This window comes from Sulfuricella sp. (assembly GCA_041651995.1).
Taxonomy (GTDB): Bacteria; Pseudomonadota; Gammaproteobacteria; order Burkholderiales; family Sulfuricellaceae; genus Sulfurimicrobium.
This window is the reverse complement of sequence record JBAZID010000005.1, coordinates 102,157-120,086: the sequence shown is the minus strand read 5'-3', so window position 1 is coordinate 120,086 and position 17,930 is coordinate 102,157. Positions and strand designations below refer to the sequence as shown.

At 57.7% G+C, this 17,930-nt stretch carries 18 protein-coding genes and 1 riboswitch; of the genes, 11 read left to right on the top strand and 7 right to left on the bottom strand.

Annotated elements, in window-relative coordinates; translation table 11 throughout:
* Positions 1-36 precede the first annotated feature (36 nt).
* A complete protein-coding gene (locus WC392_09165; protein MFA5242526.1) occupies positions 37-828 on the top strand; it encodes a secretin N-terminal domain-containing protein in 792 nt (263 codons plus the stop codon).
* A 23-nt stretch (positions 829-851) separates the two neighbouring features.
* On the opposite strand, the gene WC392_09160 is transcribed toward WC392_09165, so the two are convergent.
* Together WC392_09160 and WC392_09155 are read right to left on the bottom strand one after the other, a co-directional pair.
* A complete protein-coding gene (locus WC392_09160) occupies positions 852-1,973 on the bottom strand; it encodes a GAF domain-containing protein (GenBank protein ID MFA5242525.1) in 1,122 nt (373 codons plus the stop codon).
* Positions 1,974-2,081: 108 nt separating this feature from the next.
* Entirely contained in the window at positions 2,082-3,125 is a 1,044-nt protein-coding gene (locus WC392_09155) for an AI-2E family transporter (protein MFA5242524.1), read from the bottom strand.
* Between the two features lie 96 nt (positions 3,126-3,221).
* On the opposite strand from WC392_09155, the gene WC392_09150 reads away from it, so the two are divergent.
* On the top strand, positions 3,222-3,779 hold the full coding sequence (locus tag WC392_09150; protein MFA5242523.1) for a YaeQ family protein: 558 nt from the start codon (positions 3,222-3,224) through the stop codon (positions 3,777-3,779).
* Between the two features lie 24 nt (positions 3,780-3,803).
* Positions 3,804-4,787, top strand: a complete 984-nt coding sequence (locus WC392_09145) for a serine/threonine protein kinase (protein ID MFA5242522.1) — start codon at positions 3,804-3,806, stop codon at positions 4,785-4,787.
* A 3-nt stretch (positions 4,788-4,790) separates the two neighbouring features.
* On the opposite strand, the gene WC392_09140 is transcribed toward WC392_09145, so the two are convergent.
* Complete coding sequence (locus WC392_09140) at positions 4,791-5,192, bottom strand: phage holin family protein (GenBank protein ID MFA5242521.1); 402 nt, start codon at positions 5,190-5,192, stop codon at positions 4,791-4,793.
* 205 nt (positions 5,193-5,397) lie between these two features.
* Positions 5,398-5,484, top strand: a riboswitch (cyclic di-GMP riboswitch).
* A 157-nt stretch (positions 5,485-5,641) separates the two neighbouring features.
* Between WC392_09140 and WC392_09135 the strand changes: the two genes are divergently transcribed.
* From WC392_09135 to WC392_09125, 3 genes are all read left to right on the top strand, one after another.
* Positions 5,642-8,038 carry a DUF1631 domain-containing protein gene (locus tag WC392_09135; GenBank protein MFA5242520.1) on the top strand — a complete coding sequence of 799 codons (2,397 nt, stop codon included), beginning with the start codon at positions 5,642-5,644 and terminating at the stop codon, positions 8,036-8,038.
* 97 nt (positions 8,039-8,135) lie between these two features.
* Positions 8,136-9,536: an HDOD domain-containing protein gene (locus tag WC392_09130; protein MFA5242519.1), complete on the top strand. Its 1,401-nt coding sequence runs from the start codon at positions 8,136-8,138 to the stop codon at positions 9,534-9,536.
* Between the two features lie 18 nt (positions 9,537-9,554).
* Positions 9,555-9,815, top strand: coding sequence for a SemiSWEET transporter (locus tag WC392_09125; GenBank protein ID MFA5242518.1), 261 nt, complete (start codon positions 9,555-9,557; stop codon positions 9,813-9,815).
* Here WC392_09125 and WC392_09120 read toward each other — a convergent pair.
* Entirely contained in the window at positions 9,812-10,000 is a 189-nt protein-coding gene (locus WC392_09120; protein MFA5242517.1) for a hypothetical protein, read from the bottom strand. The genes WC392_09125 and WC392_09120 overlap by 4 nt on opposite strands.
* Before the next feature lie 35 nt (positions 10,001-10,035).
* Here WC392_09120 and WC392_09115 point away from each other — a divergent pair, with 35 nt between their 5' ends.
* Both WC392_09115 and WC392_09110 read left to right on the top strand, forming a co-directional pair.
* The gene (locus WC392_09115) at positions 10,036-10,674 is read left to right on the top strand and encodes a nuclear transport factor 2 family protein (GenBank protein ID MFA5242516.1); all 639 of its coding nucleotides are present in this window, start codon (positions 10,036-10,038) and stop codon (positions 10,672-10,674) included.
* A gap of 323 nt (positions 10,675-10,997) precedes the next feature.
* Positions 10,998-11,486 (top strand): low molecular weight protein-tyrosine-phosphatase, encoded by a 489-nt coding sequence (locus tag WC392_09110; GenBank protein ID MFA5242515.1) that lies wholly within the window; start codon positions 10,998-11,000, stop codon positions 11,484-11,486.
* Between the two features lies 1 nt (position 11,487).
* On the opposite strand, the gene WC392_09105 is transcribed toward WC392_09110, so the two are convergent.
* Both WC392_09105 and mtnA read right to left on the bottom strand, forming a co-directional pair.
* Positions 11,488-12,207 carry a class II aldolase/adducin family protein gene (locus WC392_09105; protein MFA5242514.1) on the bottom strand — a complete coding sequence of 240 codons (720 nt, stop codon included), beginning with the start codon at positions 12,205-12,207 and terminating at the stop codon, positions 11,488-11,490.
* Positions 12,204-13,295, bottom strand: coding sequence for an S-methyl-5-thioribose-1-phosphate isomerase (mtnA, locus tag WC392_09100; protein MFA5242513.1), 1,092 nt, complete (start codon positions 13,293-13,295; stop codon positions 12,204-12,206). The genes WC392_09105 and mtnA overlap by 4 nt, the downstream gene beginning before the upstream one ends.
* A 153-nt stretch (positions 13,296-13,448) precedes the next feature.
* Between mtnA and WC392_09095 the strand changes: the two genes are divergently transcribed.
* Complete coding sequence (locus WC392_09095) at positions 13,449-13,706, top strand: type II toxin-antitoxin system Phd/YefM family antitoxin (protein MFA5242512.1); 258 nt, start codon at positions 13,449-13,451, stop codon at positions 13,704-13,706.
* The gene (locus WC392_09090; GenBank protein ID MFA5242511.1) at positions 13,706-14,125 is read left to right on the top strand and encodes a type II toxin-antitoxin system VapC family toxin; all 420 of its coding nucleotides are present in this window, start codon (positions 13,706-13,708) and stop codon (positions 14,123-14,125) included. Before WC392_09095 ends, WC392_09090 begins: the two co-directional genes overlap by 1 nt.
* An 84-nt stretch (positions 14,126-14,209) precedes the next feature.
* Here WC392_09090 and WC392_09085 read toward each other — a convergent pair whose 3' ends face one another.
* A complete protein-coding gene (locus WC392_09085; GenBank protein ID MFA5242510.1) occupies positions 14,210-16,888 on the bottom strand; it encodes a bifunctional acetate--CoA ligase family protein/GNAT family N-acetyltransferase in 2,679 nt (892 codons plus the stop codon).
* 107 nt (positions 16,889-16,995) lie between these two features.
* Here WC392_09085 and WC392_09080 point away from each other — a divergent pair, with 107 nt between their 5' ends.
* Entirely contained in the window at positions 16,996-17,919 is a 924-nt protein-coding gene (locus WC392_09080) for a histone deacetylase family protein (protein MFA5242509.1), read from the top strand.
* The last annotated feature ends 11 nt before the right edge of the window (positions 17,920-17,930 follow it).

The following is a 17,930-nucleotide window of genomic DNA, read 5'->3' as shown; positions in this document are numbered from 1 at the left end:
TATTGCCGCCCAGAGAGCGGCAAACAGGAGAAAACCGTGAAACGCTGGCTCATGCTTTTAATGCTATTTCTCACCTTTCCCGCCGTTGCGCAGCAGGAACTGGAGATTATCCAGCTCAGAAACCGCACTGTCGACCAGATCGTGCCGGTGCTCAGTCCTCTGGTAGAACCGGGCGGTAGCGTCTCGGGCATGAACGACCAGATCATCCTGCGTGCCAGCCGCAGGAATATCACGCAAATACGGGAAGTCCTTGCCACGCTCGACACCCCTCCCAGAAACCTGGTGATCAGTGTCAGCAATGACATCAGCCAGGAGAACGAAAGCGCAGGCGCTGCATTATCCGGACGCATCGAACTGGGGCAGGGCGGCAATACCCGGATTCGGGGGCAGGCCTATGAGACGGTCAGCAGCGGCAGCCGGAACAGCAACCAGCGTATCCAGGTGATGGAAGGCGGCAGCGGCTATCTGATGGTGGGGCAGTCGCTGCCCGTTCCGCTCCGCCAGGTGGTGCTGGGGCCTGGAGGCGCGGTGGTATCGGAAAGCCTGGTTTACCGTGATATCGGCAGTGGCATGCATGTGACGCCAAGGGTGACCGGGAACCGGGTCACGCTGGAAATCAGTCCGCAGTTCGAGCGGGAGAGGGGCGGGCGGGGTGGCGCCGATATTCAGCGCCTCAGCACCTCCATTTCCGGCAGGCTGGGGGAGTGGATCGAGCTCGGCAGCAGCAGCCAGGAAGAAAGCGGGCGTGAGCGCGGCTACACCAGCTCCGCGAACACGCGCGGGCGCGACAGTCGTAGTATGTGGCTAAAAGTTGAAGAGATTAAATGATCTGCCGGACTCATGAGGCAAGGCTAGTCACGGGCGGCATTTAGCGCTTTTATTTCAGAAAGCAACTCGTCGCGTTCCGCCTTGAGGGCCTGGTTTTCCCTGCGTAAGGAATTCAGTAACTGGATACGTTCCAGGATACGTTGAACGCTCATCGAGAATGCGGATAGAAATATCTCGTCATTCGTATCGAAAGGACAGGGCAACGCTTCCTCGCCCACCATCAGCATCCCCTTCAAAGGCCCGGGCATCATGATGGTGACCCCAATGGCATTTAACAACGCCCCCTCGCCCGTGCCATTGCCTTGGAACCGGAATGTGCCGCTCGGCCGTGCCTCCTCGTTATTGGGTAACCAAGCCTCGTAGTGAATGCGCAGTTTTTTTGTCACCTCGGGATTTTCATTTGAAGAAAAGACGGAAAGGCCGCCATTCGTTTTTCCTTCGACCAGAAGCGCTCCCCAGCCAGCGGTCAGCAGATTTTTAGCCTGGATGGCTGCCTGAGTGCAAAACACCTTGAGATCGCCGGTTTTTTCCAGTTCGGCCTGTGCTTCGCTCATCCATTCCTGGGCTTGTCTCCAGAGCGCCTGCTTCCGGTTCATCTCCTTCAATTCGGAGACATATTTTGCCGATTTGAGATTCAATTGGGTGTTTTCAACCGCAACCGCGATGAATTCGATAAGCCGCGCCCCCTTTTCAAGATCCTTTTCCGAGAATGGCTCCATTTCCCGCGAGCGGTTGACGCTGATCACTCCGACGATCTTGCCCTCGACCAGCAGCGGCCAGCACATGGCAGACCAGGGTGCCGGCCTTGTTCTTTTGGATAATCTGTCCGCGAGCTTCTGGTCATCCGACAAATTGCCGTTCAGCAAGCGGGGCTTTCCTTCTGATACGACCAATCCCAGGATTCCAGAGCCCGCAGCCAGCTCGCTGCCTACCACGCCCTCAGGCAATCCAATGCCCGCCTGAATCTTCAAGGCCCTCTGGCTGCCGTGCACTTCTGCCAGACAACCGCTGCCGGCGTTGAATGCGCCAACAATATTTTCGAGCAGATGCCGCCATATTTCGGATGGGTCAGTGCCTTCATTCGTGGCGCGGCCAAGTTGCTGAAGGTGGTAGATCCATGTCAGTTCATGCTGATCCAGAGGCATGTGGAGTGGCCTTTTTTCGGTATTGAATTCAGATGTTGGGTGGGGCGTTCGCCCATGCTCTGCCTGTATTTAAAGACCCGGTATCAAATTTCCATCCCCGGTGCTGAGCTATGTGTTGCTTCCATGCGCGGTCCACTTCTGCATCAGGCTGAATCCCACCGCCAGCAGGGTTGGCCCGATGAAAATGCCCACGAAACCGAAGGCGAACACGCCCCCCATCACGCCAAACATCACCAGGATAAACGGCAGATTGCTGCCGCGGCTGATGAGCAGGGGTTTTACCACGTTATCCACGCTGCTGATCAGGAGCAATCCCCACAACAGCATGAAAATCGCCCACCCTGTACTGCCCTGGTAGAACAGCCAGATGGCTGCGCCGCCCCAGATCAGAGGGGGGCCGACGGGGATCAGGGAAAGAGCAAAGGTGGCCACGCCGAGCAGCAGCGCTGCCGGTACGCCGGCAATTGCGAATCCGAGTGTGGCCACGATGCCTTGTGCCAGTGCTGTTCCCACCAGCCCATACATGACGCCACGCACAGTGTGGTTGATCGTACCCAGGACACTCGCCGAATTGGGGCCGGCCAGATGTTCCATCACCCCGTCCAGTCCACTAACCAGCGCTTCACCGTCGCGGTACAGGAAAAAACTGACGAAGGCGGCCAGACTCATTTCCATTACCCCCTGCCCGAGCAGGATGCCGCCACTGAGGAGAAATTTCCGGGTGGGTTCGAGCAGGCGCTTGAGCAGCGCCATCATTTCTTCCTGGCTGGTTGCGATCAGGTGCCAGTAATCGTTGATCGATTCGCCCACCAGCGGCAGCCCCATCAACCAGGCTGGCGGCTGTAGTGGCCCATCCTCGATGGCCAGGATGATTTGGTCGTAAAATGCGGTGATATTGTCGGCAAGGTTGTATGCCACCAAAGCCAGCGGCAGGATGACGGTGATGATCAGCGACAGCGTCATGGTGAGCGCGGCCAGGTTCTGTCTGCCCTTCATTTTGCGCAACAGCCAGAGATAAAGCGGCCAGGTCGAGATGCACACCACAGCGGCGAACAGGGTCGCGGTCAGGAATGGCTGTAATACGAGGAAGCAGCCAACTACCAGAATCAGTACGGCGGCGAGTTGAGCATAGTATTCGAAGCGTTTTTCCATGTGCCTGGCCTTTGGGGAACGCAATAACGGGAATCAAAATTCCAAATCAGGTATTCTTCGGCGTTTCATAATCGACGCTTTAGCGGAAGCAATTATATGGCACTCAAGGCAACAATTTTCAAAGCCGAGCTGCAAATCGCCGACATGGACCGCAATTATTACCATGACCACACTCTGACCATCGCTCGCCACCCATCGGAAAACGATGTGCGCATGATGGTGCGCTTGCTGGCCTTTGCCCTGCATGCCGATGAGAACCTGCTATTCGGCCAGGGGCTGAGCACCGACGATGAGCCAGATCTGTGGCAAAAGGACCTCACCGGCGCTATCGAGTGCTGGATCGATGTGGGTCTGCCTGACGAAAAACTCATTCGCAAAGCCTGTGGGCGCGCAAGGCAGGTGTTTGTCTATTGCTATGGCGGACGTGGCGCGGATATCTGGTGGGGGCAGAATAGAGGCAAATTCGAGCGGCTTGAAAATCTCGCTGTCATGAACCTGCCGCTTGCCACCACTCAGGCCATGGCGGGGCTGGCGCAACGCAATATGCAGCTGCAATGCACCATTCAGGAAGGGCAGATTTGGCTGTCCGACAAGAACAATACCGTACAGGTCGAGTTGATGGCGCTGAAACAAGCCGCGCCATCAATGCGCTGATATTCCCTGGTCGCCATGAATAATATGCCCTTGACTCCCTTTTCCTCACTGACACCGGATGTGATTCTGAATGCGCTGGATAGCGTCGGTTTGCGCAGTGACGGGCGCCTGCTCGCACTCAACAGTTACGAGAACCGTGTCTACCAGATCGGCATGGAAGAGGGGCCGCCGCTGGTGGCGAAATTTTACCGGCCGGCGCGCTGGAGCGATGATGCCATTCTCGAAGAGCATGCCTTTACCCTGGAACTGGCCGAGCGCGAAATTCCGGTGGTGCCTCCGCTATTGCTGGCAGGGGCGGGTACCTTGCACCTGTTCGAGGATTTCCGTTTTGCCGTTTTCCCAAAACAGGGCGGGCGGGCGCCGGAACTGGAGGACAGCAATACCCTGGAATGGATGGGGCGCTTCCTCGGGCGCATACATGCGGTAGGGGCGTTGCGGCCGTTCAGTCATCGCTCCGTGCTGGATGTTGCAAGTTTCGGCACCGGGCCGCGAGATTACCTGCTGGCCAATGGCTTTATCCCGCCTGATCTGGACGCAGCATGGCGCAGCGTTGTGGCGCTGGCTCTGGAAGGGGTACAGCGCTGCTTCGAACGTGCCGGCAGCGTGCGTATGCTGCGTTTGCATGGCGACTGCCATGCCGGCAATGTGCTATGGACGGACAGCGGGCCGCACTTTGTCGATTTTGACGATGCCCGCATGGGTCCGGCAGTGCAGGATCTGTGGATGATGTTATCAGGCGAGCGCGCCGACATGGCGCGGCAAATGGCCGATTTGCTGGCAGGGTACGAGGATTTTCAGGAATTCGATCCGCGCGAACTCCACCTGATTGAAGCGCTGCGCACCCTGCGCCTGATCCACTATGCTGCCTGGCTGGCCCGGCGCTGGGATGATCCGGCATTTCCCGCGGCATTTCCCTGGTTTAATACCCAGCGCTACTGGCAGGATCATATTCTGGCGTTGCGCGAGCAACTGGCGCTGATGGATGAAGGGCCGCTTTGGTCGCAGTGATGGCTATACCATCATGCCGCCCTGGGTTGGCATCATGATGGGATGCCCGCCCGACTGGAAAATAAACAGCCCGATAAAGAAGCTGAAAACTGCAATAAAGATGCTGGCGAAAAACGCGGTCCAGAAGCCGGAGATCTTGAAGCCCGGCACAATGGCCGCGACCAGCATGATGACCAGCGCATTGATGACCAGCAGAAAAAGGCCGAAGGTGATGAGCGTAAGTGGCAGGGTCAGAACGATCAGCACCGGGCGCACGATTGCGTTGGCAAAGCCCAGCAGCAGGGCCGCAATGAACAGGGATTGCTTGTTGGAAAAGCTGATGCCGTTAAAGATTGCACTGGCAACCCACAGGGCGAGCGCGGTGATGGCCCAGTGAACAAGAAATTCGCTTAAATTGTTGAGCATGTCGTCGACGCCGGGTTGGTGTGGTATCCGCCGGTAATTATGAATGTCCCATGCGTTTTCCCCAAGTGATTTTGCCGTTCATGATTCTTTTGTGCAGCCCCGATGCGGCATTTATGCCCGCATGCAGAAACGTCTTGAAAAAAATATATGTTTGTGGTAGAAAGTAGACATTGCTGAGCAGGGAATTTCTGTTCAGGTAGCACCTAAAATTTATGGGCAAACCTATCGAAAGGTGGGGACGCAAAGTTTCCGGTCTAAGGGGCAGATGCTCTAGGATAGCGGGATTGCTGGGTGAGAATTAGTCGTGGCGCGTCGCGCTACGGTTTCAAGTCAATCTCCGCTTTTCCCTGGTTTTATCCCCATGAGGCCGTTTTAGCCTGGCGTCAACGCTGGACAAATTGCAGGCTGTTTCGCAATGATGTTTGCCCGCTCTGTCAGGAGACGGAATCATGAATGACGCCGCGCAAAAAAACATTGTGATGATGAGCCAGTTCGACCGGCCCCGTTCGATACCTGGCACATCCATGCCGGTGTTGAACGATTGCCGGGACATGGCTGTGTCGCGCTTGGCGCAGGCCTTGGCCCAGATGATGGACAAGGCGGTGGACGATCTCTTCGAGCTTTCCGAGCAGGCCACTCATTACGAGATGCGAAACCTGTATATCGAAGCCATGGGTATCGTTCGTGATCAGCGCGGCCTCGTTGAAGCGGGGTTCAAGCAGTCTTTCATTCAGGATTTCAACCAGGAAATTCGTCGCGATAAGCGCTCGCAGCAGGAGTTCGCGCTGAACACCCCGGAGCTGAGCCTGGTGGAGCCTGACGACCTCGAAGAATCGTTGGCGTCGAGCAATATTGCGAACAGTATCCATGGGGATTGCGCCGAGGAGTTGTTCGGCATTGAAAAGCGCATGGGTGTGCTGATGCACGACCCGGACTTGCTGCAATCGAACAATCCGCTAGGTCCGGAAGTGATTGGCAATGCCTTCATGAAATCCCTGAAGGCGCTTGATTGCCCTGTCAAGGTCAAGCTGCTGCTGGTGAATCTGTTCAACAAGCATATGCCGCGTCAGATAAAAGGGATTTACCAGCTTATCAACCAGTTTCTGGTTGATAAGGGTGTTCTGAGCAAGATTCGGGCAGGATTGAAAAAACAGCCTGCTGCAAGCGAACCTGCCGGAGCTGCTTCGGCTAACCATGATGTGCCCGCGCCATCCCCTTCTGGCGAAGGCGGATTGTTTGCCGCGCTGCAGCAGTTGCTTGCGCGCGGGATAGGGGGCGCAGGGTTCGCGGGCGGCTTCGGCAGCAGCGCTAATGCGGGCGTGGGTGATGCCTCGGCGATGCCTATGGCTGGCGGCGCGCAGCAAGCTGTATTGCCGGCGCAAAGTCTGGCCGTGGTGAGTTCGCTGACACAGCTGCAACATGGACAACTTGATGGTCTGGCCGGCGCTGGCGGCGCACTGGATGCAGCAGCATTGGCGAATGGCCGGGTCAATGTGCTGCGCGAAATCAAGGCCAGCCCGGTGGCCAGTACCATGGGGCATGTGGATGCCATGACCCTGGATATCGTGGCCATGCTGTTTGACTACATCCTGGATGACCGGCGTATTCCGGATGCAATGAAAGCGCTCATTGGCCGGTTGCAGATCCCGGTGCTCAAGGTGGCCATGCTGGACAAGGCATTTTTCTCGCAGAAATCCCACCCTGCCCGGAAACTGCTGGACCGGCTGGCGGAAGTCTCGATTGGCTGGGATGAAACCGAAGGGCATGAGGGTGGCTTTTACCAGGCGGTTGACGAGTTGATCCAGCGCATCCTGAACGAGTTTGATGACAAAGTCGGAATTTTTACCGAGGTTCTGGATAATCTGGAAAGCTATCTCGCCGAAGAGAAAAAAAGAACCGATGAACGGACCGGGCTGAGCGCTCAGGTCGTTCATCAGCGGGAGCAGAACGAACTCTCTCGGATCATGGCGCACGATGAAGTGCGGCGTCGTATTCATAAGCCGCATATGCCTGAAGTGATCCGGAATTTTTTGGCGGGTTGCTGGGAGTCCGTCCTTGCCGCTGCCTATACCCAAACCGGAGAAGACGGCGCTTCCTGGAATCAGGCCATTGCCACCATGGATGAACTGGTCTGGAGCGTTGAGCCCAAAATCGTGCCGGACGAACGCAAGAAGCTGATCGGTTTGTTGCCAAGCCTGCTTAAACGCTTGCAGGACGGCATGGTGCAGGCTGGCTTGCCGGATAATGAGCGCGACCAGTTTTTTGCGCGCCTGGTGAATTGCCACGCTGTTGTGGTCAAGGCCGGATTGAATGCCATTGAGCAGGAGGATGTGCATCAGGCGGGATTTGTGGAGCAGGAAATCGCAGCGGAGGAGGCGGCTGAAGCAGCACGCCATGACGCAGAACCGGCTGACTTCGCCGAAATCACCGTGCCGCAGGAGCACGCCGAGCCGACCCCCGCTTTCATGCAGGCACTGATTGCCGATACCGAAATCGAGGCCGGCTGGCAAACCTTCACGATTGGAGAGGCGAACTGGCAGGGTGAAGCAGCCGCATCCGATGACTACTCTGCCATGGTCAAGCGCCTCAAACGTGGCGCCTGGATCGAAATCGAACAGGATAATGGCGCTTCCACCCGCGTCAAGCTGGCCTGGGTCAGCCCTCTCAAGGGGCTTTTCCTGTTTACCAATCGACTGGGTGAAAGAGCAGTTTCCATTACGCCGGAAGGGCTGGCCGATAAATTCCGTAATGGAATGGCCCATGTGATTGATGATATTGCCCTGGTGGACAGCGCGGTGAATAACCTCATGGAGCGCCTCAAACAGACCCCGGTCGAGGCGGGTTAGCTCGTCGTTTACAATCCCTCCTGTTTGCTGCATGCTTTGACTGGAGGCTGTTGCCGCTGCGATGGCCTCCCAAAAGCCGCCAACAGCGAGAGTGCCCATGCTGGAAAAATATCTGAAGTTCTTCAAGACCGGCCGTGATGCCGGTGCCGAAAATCGTGATTCAGGCACGGAGAGCGCTTTGTCTGTCATCCCTGACGCGCCGAACAAACCTCACGGCAGTGATGCCACCGCTGTGCTGGATGCGCTCAGCCAGGGCCGGGACGGCCTGGCGGAGGGGAAGTGGCGTCTTTTCCTCGGCCGTCAGCCCATTCTCGATGCCTCAAGCCAGTTTATCGGTTACGAGCTAAAACTTCAGGATCCGAACTTTCCTCCCGACATCGGCGACGAAGCCGAGCTTCGCCGGGTGCAGGACGAATTGCTGGTGATCAGCGTGATTGATCTGGATTTCCAGAAGGTGCTGGGAAACGGCCTGGTCTTCATCCATGTTTCGCCCGGTATGCTGGATAACCCGATCATCGAATCCCTGCCGAAACAGAAGGTTGTGGTGGGCATACGCCTGGCAGGCGTGGCCAGTGAGCTGTTGTTGCAGCGTTGCCGTGAACTCGCCGCAATGGGTATTCCGCTGGCGCTTGAGGACTTCGAATATCAACCGGAATATGCCCCGTTTCTCGCCATTTGTTCCTGGGTGAAGGTGGATACAACCCGCTTCGATGCCCTGGCCCTCGGCCAGCAGATAAGCACAATCCTGAGCTCCGCCACGCCACGCCTTATTGCCCAGAACGTGGAGTCGGATGATGCATTCGAGGCCTATCGTGCGTTGGCTTTTGAGTATTTCCAGGGCGCTTATTTCTCCCGCCTGCAGCCTAATGCGCCACAGCGGCTCGATAATGACCGGATGCGTGTGATTGAAATGCTGAATCTGGTCATGAACCATGCGGAACTTTCCGAGTTGGAAGAGAAGGTCAAACGTGACCCGGGTCTATCCTACAAACTGCTCAATTTCATCAACTCGCCAGCCAATGGGCTACAGCAAAAAATCCGTTCCATCGGCCATGGGTTGACCCTGTTGGGCTATAACCAGTTGTACCGCTGGCTGACGCTGCTGCTGTTTACCAGCGGCAAGACAGACGGGCGCAGCAGGATATTGCTCAAGAATGCACTGGTCCGGGCGCGCTTTACCGAAACTTTGGGGCAAAACAAGTTTGAACCCGCCGAGCGCGGCGGTTTATTCATCACGGGCATTTTTTCCCTGCTGGATGCGCTGCTCAATGTGCCGATGGCACAGGCCCTGTCCCGCCTCAATCTGCCGGATCTGGTTGTCGGGGCCCTGCTGCACCGTACCGGCAGGTATGCGCCCTACCTGCAACTTGCCATCGCCTGCGAAAATTTTGATCAGGACGCGATTGCCCGCTACGCGGCAACATGCGGACTGACGGCAGACGAAGTCAATGTGACCCACGTCAAGGCCCTTATCTGGGGCGAGGAAGTGGATGCGTGAACTGATATGGAAATAAAAATGCTGCTGACTGACGCCAATCTGCTTGGCATGGCGGCAGGCACCTTGACCACCGTGGCATTTGTTCCGCAGGTACTCAAGACCTGGCGCTCAAAATCGGCCCGTGATGTTTCATACGGAATGTTCCTGATTTTCAGCAGCGGTGTGTTCCTGTGGCTGCTGTATGGGCTGGCCATCGGTGCCACGCCGATTGTGATCACCAATGCGGTGACGCTGGTGCTGGCGCTCGTCATGCTGGTACTCAAGCGCCTTTATCGCTAGGAAATCTGACGCACCTGAAAAGATGAATCCGGGTGACTTTCTGGCAGCGCATCAGGTTTTTCCCCCATGCCCTTTACAATCGCTGGCGGAGTGAAGGCGAGAAACGGGGGGGCAATAATGATAAAATCCGGGAAAATACAGACCGCTACAACGGCAATAGCTGTCCGTACAACTTGAACCGCCATACTTTCGCATCCCCTTGAAAAATCTACAGGAAAACATGATGAGCATCGTTGAAAAGGCGGTGAACAAATTACAAGCTGAGCAACAAAATATAATACGGGCAAATCCTGAAATACTTTCTTCGCCGCCCCGGCCAGAAAAATCAGGGTGGAAAAAACTACTGGCTGTGGGAGGGATAGGTTTTATCCTGGGAGCTGGAAGCAACGCAATTCTGCATAAGCCGGGCGAAAGCCTCTTTTTTTCTCCTCCGGCCCTGCAGGCAAAGGAATTAAAAGAATTAGCAAACTCCGCGCAAGTCCTTGGTGTTTCTCCCTCCCCGGATACTGGGAACATTGCGCGGCAACAGGCGATGAACTTTGTGGATGGGTGGGTCAAGGCCTGGTCAGAGAAAGACCTGGATCGTTATCTGTACGCCTACGCGCCAGAATTCGAGCCGCCAGCAGGTCTTACCCGCGCTGCCTGGGAAAAACAGCGCCGTAACCGGCTGGGCAAGTACCACAAAATCGAAATTAAACTCTCTGCCATGGCGGTCGTTGCGAAGGGGGATACTGCAACCGTCGAGTTCGTTCAGTCCTTCACGGCAGATAACTTTTCGGAAGCCGGCTTGCACAAGCGCCTCGAACTCAGGCGGCAGGGAGATAGGTGGATGATTGTGAAGGAAGTCAGCCAAGGCTAGGGAGCCACTGAACAAGCGGTCATTGCCCCAAGGGGATTCCGATCCACTACGAGCTGAAGCTCGTGTGGAGTCGTATACCCCACAAGGGGATTCCGATCCACTACGAGCTAAAGCTCGTGTGGAGTCGTATACAAGGAACGAAGTGACGAAGCAATCTCGTCTGTATTTGAAAAACAGGATTGCTTCGCTGCGCTCGCAAAGACCGTGCACACTTGTTCAGGCCTTCCATAAGGACATTATTCTCCTTGATCTGTAAGGCAGAGAAGGATTGCAAAGTTAATTTAAGTTAAATGTCATCAATAAACCAATGGGATACAGATGTAATGCAGGAGATAAAAATACTATTTGTTTGCATGGGCAACATCTGCCGGTCTCCCACGGCGGAGGGGGTGTTCCGCGATCTGGTTGCACGTTCTGGTTGGGATGGCTTGATACGCATCGATTCGGCGGGTACGCACGGCTACCATATTGGAAAATCGCCAGATAAGCGGGCAAGTGCCGCCGCTGCAAAGCGGGGTTATGACTTGAGCGCGTTACGAGGCCGTCAGGTGAGCGAGCAGGATTTTCTGGTTTTTGACTATATTCTGGCCATGGATCAGGACAATCTGGCGAATTTGAAACGCATCTGCCCGGCCGGGCATGAGCACAAAGTCACTCTGTTTCTGGAGCACAGCCGGAAATTCAGCGAGCGTGAAGTGCCTGATCCCTACTATGGCGGATCGCAGGGCTTCGAACAGGTGCTGGATATGGTTGAGGATGCCGCGCAAGGCTTGCTTGACACGCTGGTGGAGGCGCATTCGCTGCGCACCTGATTCAGGTTTTCTGGGCGTTCTGCCCGTAGCTTTTGAATTTCTCCAGTACCACGTCCATTTCCGCATCCGAGAGCAGCTTGGGCGTACCGATCTGCAAGGTGCGGCAATACTGCTCGCACAGGCTTTCCACTTCCACTGCCAGCGCCAGCGCGCGTTCCAGGCCGGTTTCCGCCACAAGAAGGCCGTGATTGGCCAGCAGGCAGGCCTTGCGTCCTTCCATGGCCGTGATGGCATGGCCTGACAGTTCCTGGGTGCCGAAGGTGGCGTAGGGCGCACAGCGGATGGTCTTTCCGCCAGCCGCCGCAATCATGTAGTGGAAGGGCGGAATGTCGCGGCCCAGGCAGGCCAGGGTGGTGGCGAAGGTGGAATGGGCGTGCAGCACGGCCCCAAATTCAGACCGCGCGACGTAAAGATCGCGGTGGAAACGCCATTCGCTCGAAGGCTTGCGCTGGCTATTAACGGGAAACTCGCGTCGCGAGCCTTCGTCCCCCTCTCCCTCTTGCGGGGGAGGGCAGGGGTGGGGGAAATGCGCATTGCCGGCGAAATCCATCCATACCATATCGTCCGGGGTTTGCTCCGTGGGCGCCATGCCGGAGGGGGTGATCAGAAATCCGGCGCCGCAGCGGACGCTGAGGTTGCCGGATGCGCCCCGGTTCAATCCCTCGTGTTGTGCCGCGATGGCCGTGTCGACCAGCGCGCGGCGCAGTTCGGCTTCATTCATCGTTTTTGTTCCGGATATAAAGTCAGCAGGCCTTCGCGTGATGCATTGCAGACGCCGCGTTCCGTGATCAGGCCGGTGACCAGCCGCGCAGGAGTGACGTCGAAGGCGTAATTGGCCGCAGGGCTGCCGTGCGGGGTGAGGGTGACGCTGACAATTTCGCCCTCTGCTGTCCTGCCGCGGATTTGGGTGACTTCTTCCGCTTCGCGCTGCTCGATAGGGATGTCGCGCACGCCATCTTCCAGCGTCCAGTCAATAGTGGGGCCGGGCAGGGCAACGTAGAACGGGATCTGGTTGTCGAATGCCGCCAGCGCCTTGAGATAGGTGCCAATCTTGTTGCACACGTCGCCGCAGGCAGTGGTGCGGTCGGTGCCAACGATCACCATGTCCACCATGCCGTGCTGCATCAGGTGGCCGCCGGTATTGTCGGCGATCACGGTATGCGGCACGCCGTGCTGCTTGAGTTCCCAGGCGGTGAGGCTGGCGCCCTGGTTGCGCGGGCGGGTTTCGTCCACCCACACGTGGAGGGGAATGCCAGCATCAAACGCCGTGTAGACGGGCGCCAGGGCAGTGCCCCAGTCCACTGTGGCGAGCCAGCCGGCATTGCAGTGGGTGAGAATATTGACCGGCCCCCCCTTGGCATCCAGCTTGTCGCGGATCAGCTTCAGGCCGTGTGCGCCGATGGCGCGATTGATGGCGACATCCTCGTCGCAGATTGCGGCGGCTTCCTGCCAGGCAGCATGGGCGCGGCTTTCGGGCGGCAAGGACAGGAGCAGGGCCTGCATGCGTCTCAGCGCCCAGCTCAGATTGATGGCGGTGGGACGGGTTGCGGCCAGGGTGGTGCAGGCCTCATCCAGCGCTGTATCGGACGTTCCGGAACTCATTGCCAGCGCCACCCCATAGGCCGCCGTGGCACCGATCAGCGGGGCGCCACGCACCAGCATGTTTCTGATCGCGATGGCGGCATCGTGCAGATTTTCCAGCCGCACCGTGACGAATTCGTGAGGCAGCCGGGTCTGGTCGATGATTTCAACGGCAACGCCGTCTTCAGCAGGCCAGATGGTGCGGTAGTGGGTGCCTTCGATGTTCATTGGTTTGGGTTCGGACTTGAAAGTAAGGCGTAATATTTGCAGGTTCCGGTGGTAAACGCAAAGATACCTGCTACCTCATAATTTTTACAGGGCCGTATTGTTGCGGTGGTTTATTGTAGTAACATATCTACATCAAAAAAAGGGGGGTGCAATATGACCATTACTACACTTTCCAGCAGAGAGTTCAATCAGGATGCCAGCCGTGCAAAGAAGGCGGCCAGGAGCGGTCCGGTCTTCATTACCGATCGTGGTCGGCCCGCTCATGTATTGCTGACCATCGAGGAATATCAGCAGATCACGGGCAATCGGGTGAGCATCGTTGAATTGCTGGCCATGCCGGAGGCAACAGAGATTGAATTTGAACCGCAGCGCTTGAGCGGCGATCTATATCGTCCGGCGGACTTGTCCTGATGTACCTGCTCGACACCAATATTGTTTCCGAATTGCGCAAGGCAAAGTCCGGCAAGGCTGACCAGAATGTCAGGGCATGGGCAGAAAGTGTTTCGGCTACAAGCCTTTTTTTGTCGGCCATTACCATCCTGGAACTGGAAACCGGCATTCTGCTGGTCGAGCGGCGTGACCCATCGCAAGGGGCAGTGCTTCGGGCTTGGCTGGACGGCCATGTACTGCCAGTGTTTTCCGGTCGCATACTTGCCATCGATACCGCAGTGGCGCAGCGCTGCGCGAGGCTGCACGTACCAGATCCGCGCTCTGACCGGGATGCCCTCATTGCAGCAACGGCCCTGGTTCACGGAATGACCGTTGTCACGCGCAACGTGGTCGACTTCGCGCCAACCGGGGTTGAGATATTCAATCCATGGAAAAGTTAGGTTCCGGGTGAATATGTCGGGTTAAAAACCGACCTGCAACTCATTGATTTTCCGATACCCAAACGGCTAATGAACTATCTGGGTTCATAGCACCTTTCTGACATTCTTGATGCCCTCGTCTTCCGGACTGGTTTCGATGCTGAAACCCAGGCGCGTCATGAGCTTGAGCATGCTGGTATTGTTTTTGAGGACTTCACCCTCGATGGTTTTCAGGCCCTTGGAGCGGGCGGCATCCATCAGCGCGGTCATCAGTTTCTGGCCGAGGCCCTTGCCGCGCATGGCATCGGCAACCACCAGCGCGAATTCGCAGCTTTCACCATCCGGGTTGATGGCGAAGCGGCACACGCCGAGTTCCAGCTCGCTGCCGTGTTCCTGTGTGACGGCGATGATCGCCATTTCGCGGCTGTAGTCGATCTGGGTGAATCGTGACAGCATCTCGGGCGACAGTTCCTGCACGCTGCGCATGAAGCGGAAATAGCGCGATTCCTCTGACAGGTCGTGGACGAATTTCTGCTCCAGCTCGGCGTCTTCCGGGCGGATGGGGCGAATGACGATGTTGGTGCCATCGGCCAGTTGCCAGTGGCTGATCAAATGCGTGGGATAGGGGTAAATTGCCATGTGGGCATAGCGGTCGGCGCTGGGCTGGCGGTATTCCACCACCACGCGCGCATCGGCTGCCAGTGCGCCGTGCTCGTCCACGATCAGCGGGTTGATGTCCATTTCCATCAGCAGGGGCAGTTCGCACACCATTTCCGACACGCGCAGCAATACGCTTTCGAGCGCCGCCATGTTGGCCGGGGGCATGTGGCGGAAGGCGCCCAGCATTTTGGCGACATGCGTGCCCTGGATCAGGTCCTTGACCAGGAAGGTATTGAGCGGCGGCAGGGTGACGGAACGGTCTCCCATGATTTCCACCATGGTTCCGCCGGCGCCGAAGGTGATCACCGGGCCGAATACCGGATCGTTGGTCACCCCGACCATGAGCTCGCGGCCATTGGGCTTGACGATCATGGGTTCGATCGAGATGCCGTCCATGTGCGCGTTGGGGCGGTTGTGCTGCACATTTTCCATGATTTCATGATAGGCGGTGCGCACTGCCTGGGCGTTGCCGAGATTGAGCAGCACGCCCCCGGCATCGGTCTTGTGGGTGATGTCGCGCGAATTGACTTTCATCGCCACCGGGAAGCCCAGTTGCTCCGCGATCAGCAGTGCCTCGTTGGGGCTGCGCGCGATCATGGTTTTTGCCACCGGGATGTGGAATGCAGAGAGCAGCGCTTTTGATTCCATCTCGTTGAGCACCTTGCGCCGCTCCAGCAGCGCGCCGTCGATTACCATGCGCGCACCCTCGACGTCCGGCTCCAGGTGGTGAGACAGCGGTCCCGGCATCTGCATCAGCAGTTTCTGGTTGCGATAGTAGTCCGACAGATAGGAGAACACCTCCACCGCCGGTTCCGGAGTGCGGAAACTGGGTTTTCTGGCGGCGGCAAAGGCAGCGCGCGCTTCCGCTACCTGGGAATCGCCCATCCAGCAGGCCAGCAGAGGCTTGCTGTACTGGTTGGCAAGCTCGATCACCGTATTGGCGGCTTCCAGCGGCTTGGTCATGGCCTGCGGGGTAAGAATGGCGAGCACGCCATCCACGTTATTGTCTTCCAGGCAGGCCTTGACGGCATGGTGGTAACGGTCGGCCTGGGCGTCGCCGATAATGTCCACCGGATTGGCATGAGGCCAGTTGGGCGGCAATACCTGGTTGAGTTGCTCGATGGTGGCGTCGGACAGGGTGGCGATGGTCAGCCCCAAGTCCGAGGCGCGGTCGGTTGCCATCACGCCCGGCCCGCCGCCGTTGGTGACGATGGCGAGGCGGTTGCCGATGGGACGGAAGCCAGAAGCCATCGCCTTGGCTGCGGCAAACAACTGGGTGATGGTCTGCACCCGCACCACACCGGCGCGGCTGACCGCGGCATCGAACACATCGTCCGAACCCACCAGCGAGGCGGTATGCGACATGGCGGCCTTGGAGCCTGCGGCGTGGCGCCCGACCTTGACCAGAATCACCGGCTTGATGCGGGCGGCGGCACGGATCGCGCTCATGAAGCTGCGCGCGTTGCGGATGCCCTCGATGTAAAGCAGGATGCTCTGGGTCTGGGCGTCGGAAACCAGATAATCGAGAATCTCGCCAAAATCCACGTCGGCCGAGGAGCCCATCGATACCACGCTGGAGAAGCCCACATCATTGCTCTGCGCCCAGTCCAGAATGGCGGTGCAGAGCGCGCCGGACTGTGACACGAAGGCCAGCTTTCCGCTATTGGCGCCGCCCTTGTTGAAGGTGGCGTTGAGGCCGATGGATGGCCGCATCACGCCAAGACAGTTCGGGCCGATCAGGCGGATGCCGTAGCGGTGAGCGTTATCCAGCACGGCTTTTTCCAGTACCTGCCCCTGAGGGCCGGTTTCGCCGAAGCCAGCGGTGATGATCACCGCTGCCTTGACGCCATGCTTGCCGCAAGCCTCGATAATGTCCGGTACGGTCTGTGGCGGCGTGGCGATGACCGCCAGTTCAACTGCTTGTCCGATGTCGGCAATCGAGGTGTAGGCCTTGCGGCCCTGAATTTCCGGGCTTTTCGGGTTGATCGGGTAAAGTCCGCCCTGGAAGCCGCTTTCGATCATGTTCTGGAACACGATCTGGCCGATCGAATCGACACGTTCGCTGGCGCCGAAGACCGCGACGGACTTTGGCGCGAAAAGGGGATTGAGGTAGTGTTGGCCCATGATTTTGCGATCCAAATAAGAGTGAGGTTATTATAGGAGCGGATTGTGACCATTGTGCCACAAAATATGACCCCAAGTCTTATATAAGACCTATAGACGAAAACCGGATGCACACCGCCTACATAACCCATCCCAGCTGTCTCAAGCACGATATGGGCAAGGATCACCCAGAATGTCCGGCACGTATCCAAGCCATCGAGGATCAGCTGATTGCATCGGGGCTGCTGCCGTTTCTCGATCACCAGGAGGCGCCGCTGGCGACGGATGAAATGCTGTCCCGGGTGCATCGTCCCGGCTACATTGCAAGCATTCGTGCCGCTGCGCCGGGTGCCGGCCTGGCATATCTCGACCCGGACACGGCGATGAACTCACATACGCTGGAAGCCGCGCTGCGAGCAGCCGGCGCGGTTGCTCTGGCGGTTGATATGGTGATGTCCGGGCGGGCGGAAAATGCCTTCTGCAATGTGCGTCCGCCTGGCCACCACGCTGGCGTCGCCAGTTCTGGCGGTTTCTGCATTTTTAACAATGTTGCGGTAGGGGTGGCTCATGCCCTGATGCAACATGGCCTGGAACGGGTGGCGATTGCCGATTTCGATGTGCACCACGGCAACGGAACGGAAGATATTTTTCACGACGACCCGCGCGTGATGCTGTGTTCGACTTTCCGCCATCCTTATTATCCCTATTCCGGATCTGACAGCGGCAACGATCACATCATCAACGTGCCCCTCCCCGCCGGGACAGCGGGAGACGCTTTTCGCGCAGCCGTGGTGGAGCAGTGGCTCCCCGCGCTGGAGCGTTTCAAGCCGCAGATGCTGTTCATTTCTGCCGGCTTCGATGCACACCGCGAAGATGACATGGGCGGTCTTGCCCTGAGGGAAGCGGATTACGTCTGGGTGACCGGGAAACTCAAGGAGGTCGCCGCTCGCCACGCCAACAGCCGCATCGTTTCGGCACTGGAGGGCGGCTATGCCCTGCATGCGCTCGGGCGCAGTGCGGCGGCGCATATCAAAGTACTGAGTGATTTGTAAACAGGGTGTGT

What these genes read in the sequence shown, in the direction of transcription:
- WC392_09095 (MFA5242512.1), top strand. Translation starts at nt 13,449, where the DNA reads ATGACCATTACTACACTTTCCAGCAGAGAGTTCAATCAGGATGCCAGC.
- WC392_09085 (MFA5242510.1), bottom strand. Translation starts at nt 16,888, where the DNA reads ATGGGCCAACACTACCTCAATCCCCTTTTCGCGCCAAAGTCCGTCGCG.
- WC392_09125 (MFA5242518.1), top strand. Translation starts at nt 9,555, where the DNA reads ATGCTGCTGACTGACGCCAATCTGCTTGGCATGGCGGCAGGCACCTTG.
- WC392_09120 (MFA5242517.1), bottom strand. Translation starts at nt 10,000, where the DNA reads ATGGCGGTTCAAGTTGTACGGACAGCTATTGCCGTTGTAGCGGTCTGT.
- WC392_09130 (MFA5242519.1), top strand. Translation starts at nt 8,136, where the DNA reads ATGCTGGAAAAATATCTGAAGTTCTTCAAGACCGGCCGTGATGCCGGT.
- mtnA (MFA5242513.1), bottom strand. Translation starts at nt 13,295, where the DNA reads ATGAACATCGAAGGCACCCACTACCGCACCATCTGGCCTGCTGAAGAC.
- WC392_09115 (MFA5242516.1), top strand. Translation starts at nt 10,036, where the DNA reads ATGATGAGCATCGTTGAAAAGGCGGTGAACAAATTACAAGCTGAGCAA.
- WC392_09150 (MFA5242523.1), top strand. Translation starts at nt 3,222, where the DNA reads ATGGCACTCAAGGCAACAATTTTCAAAGCCGAGCTGCAAATCGCCGAC.
- WC392_09105 (MFA5242514.1), bottom strand. Translation starts at nt 12,207, where the DNA reads ATGAATGAAGCCGAACTGCGCCGCGCGCTGGTCGACACGGCCATCGCG.
- WC392_09080 (MFA5242509.1), top strand. Translation starts at nt 16,996, where the DNA reads ATGCACACCGCCTACATAACCCATCCCAGCTGTCTCAAGCACGATATG.
- WC392_09140 (MFA5242521.1), bottom strand. Translation starts at nt 5,192, where the DNA reads ATGCTCAACAATTTAAGCGAATTTCTTGTTCACTGGGCCATCACCGCG.
- WC392_09090 (MFA5242511.1), top strand. Translation starts at nt 13,706, where the DNA reads ATGTACCTGCTCGACACCAATATTGTTTCCGAATTGCGCAAGGCAAAG.
- WC392_09135 (MFA5242520.1), top strand. Translation starts at nt 5,642, where the DNA reads ATGAATGACGCCGCGCAAAAAAACATTGTGATGATGAGCCAGTTCGAC.
- WC392_09145 (MFA5242522.1), top strand. Translation starts at nt 3,804, where the DNA reads ATGCCCTTGACTCCCTTTTCCTCACTGACACCGGATGTGATTCTGAAT.
- WC392_09160 (MFA5242525.1), bottom strand. Translation starts at nt 1,973, where the DNA reads ATGCCTCTGGATCAGCATGAACTGACATGGATCTACCACCTTCAGCAA.
- WC392_09110 (MFA5242515.1), top strand. Translation starts at nt 10,998, where the DNA reads ATGCAGGAGATAAAAATACTATTTGTTTGCATGGGCAACATCTGCCGG.
- WC392_09155 (MFA5242524.1), bottom strand. Translation starts at nt 3,125, where the DNA reads ATGGAAAAACGCTTCGAATACTATGCTCAACTCGCCGCCGTACTGATT.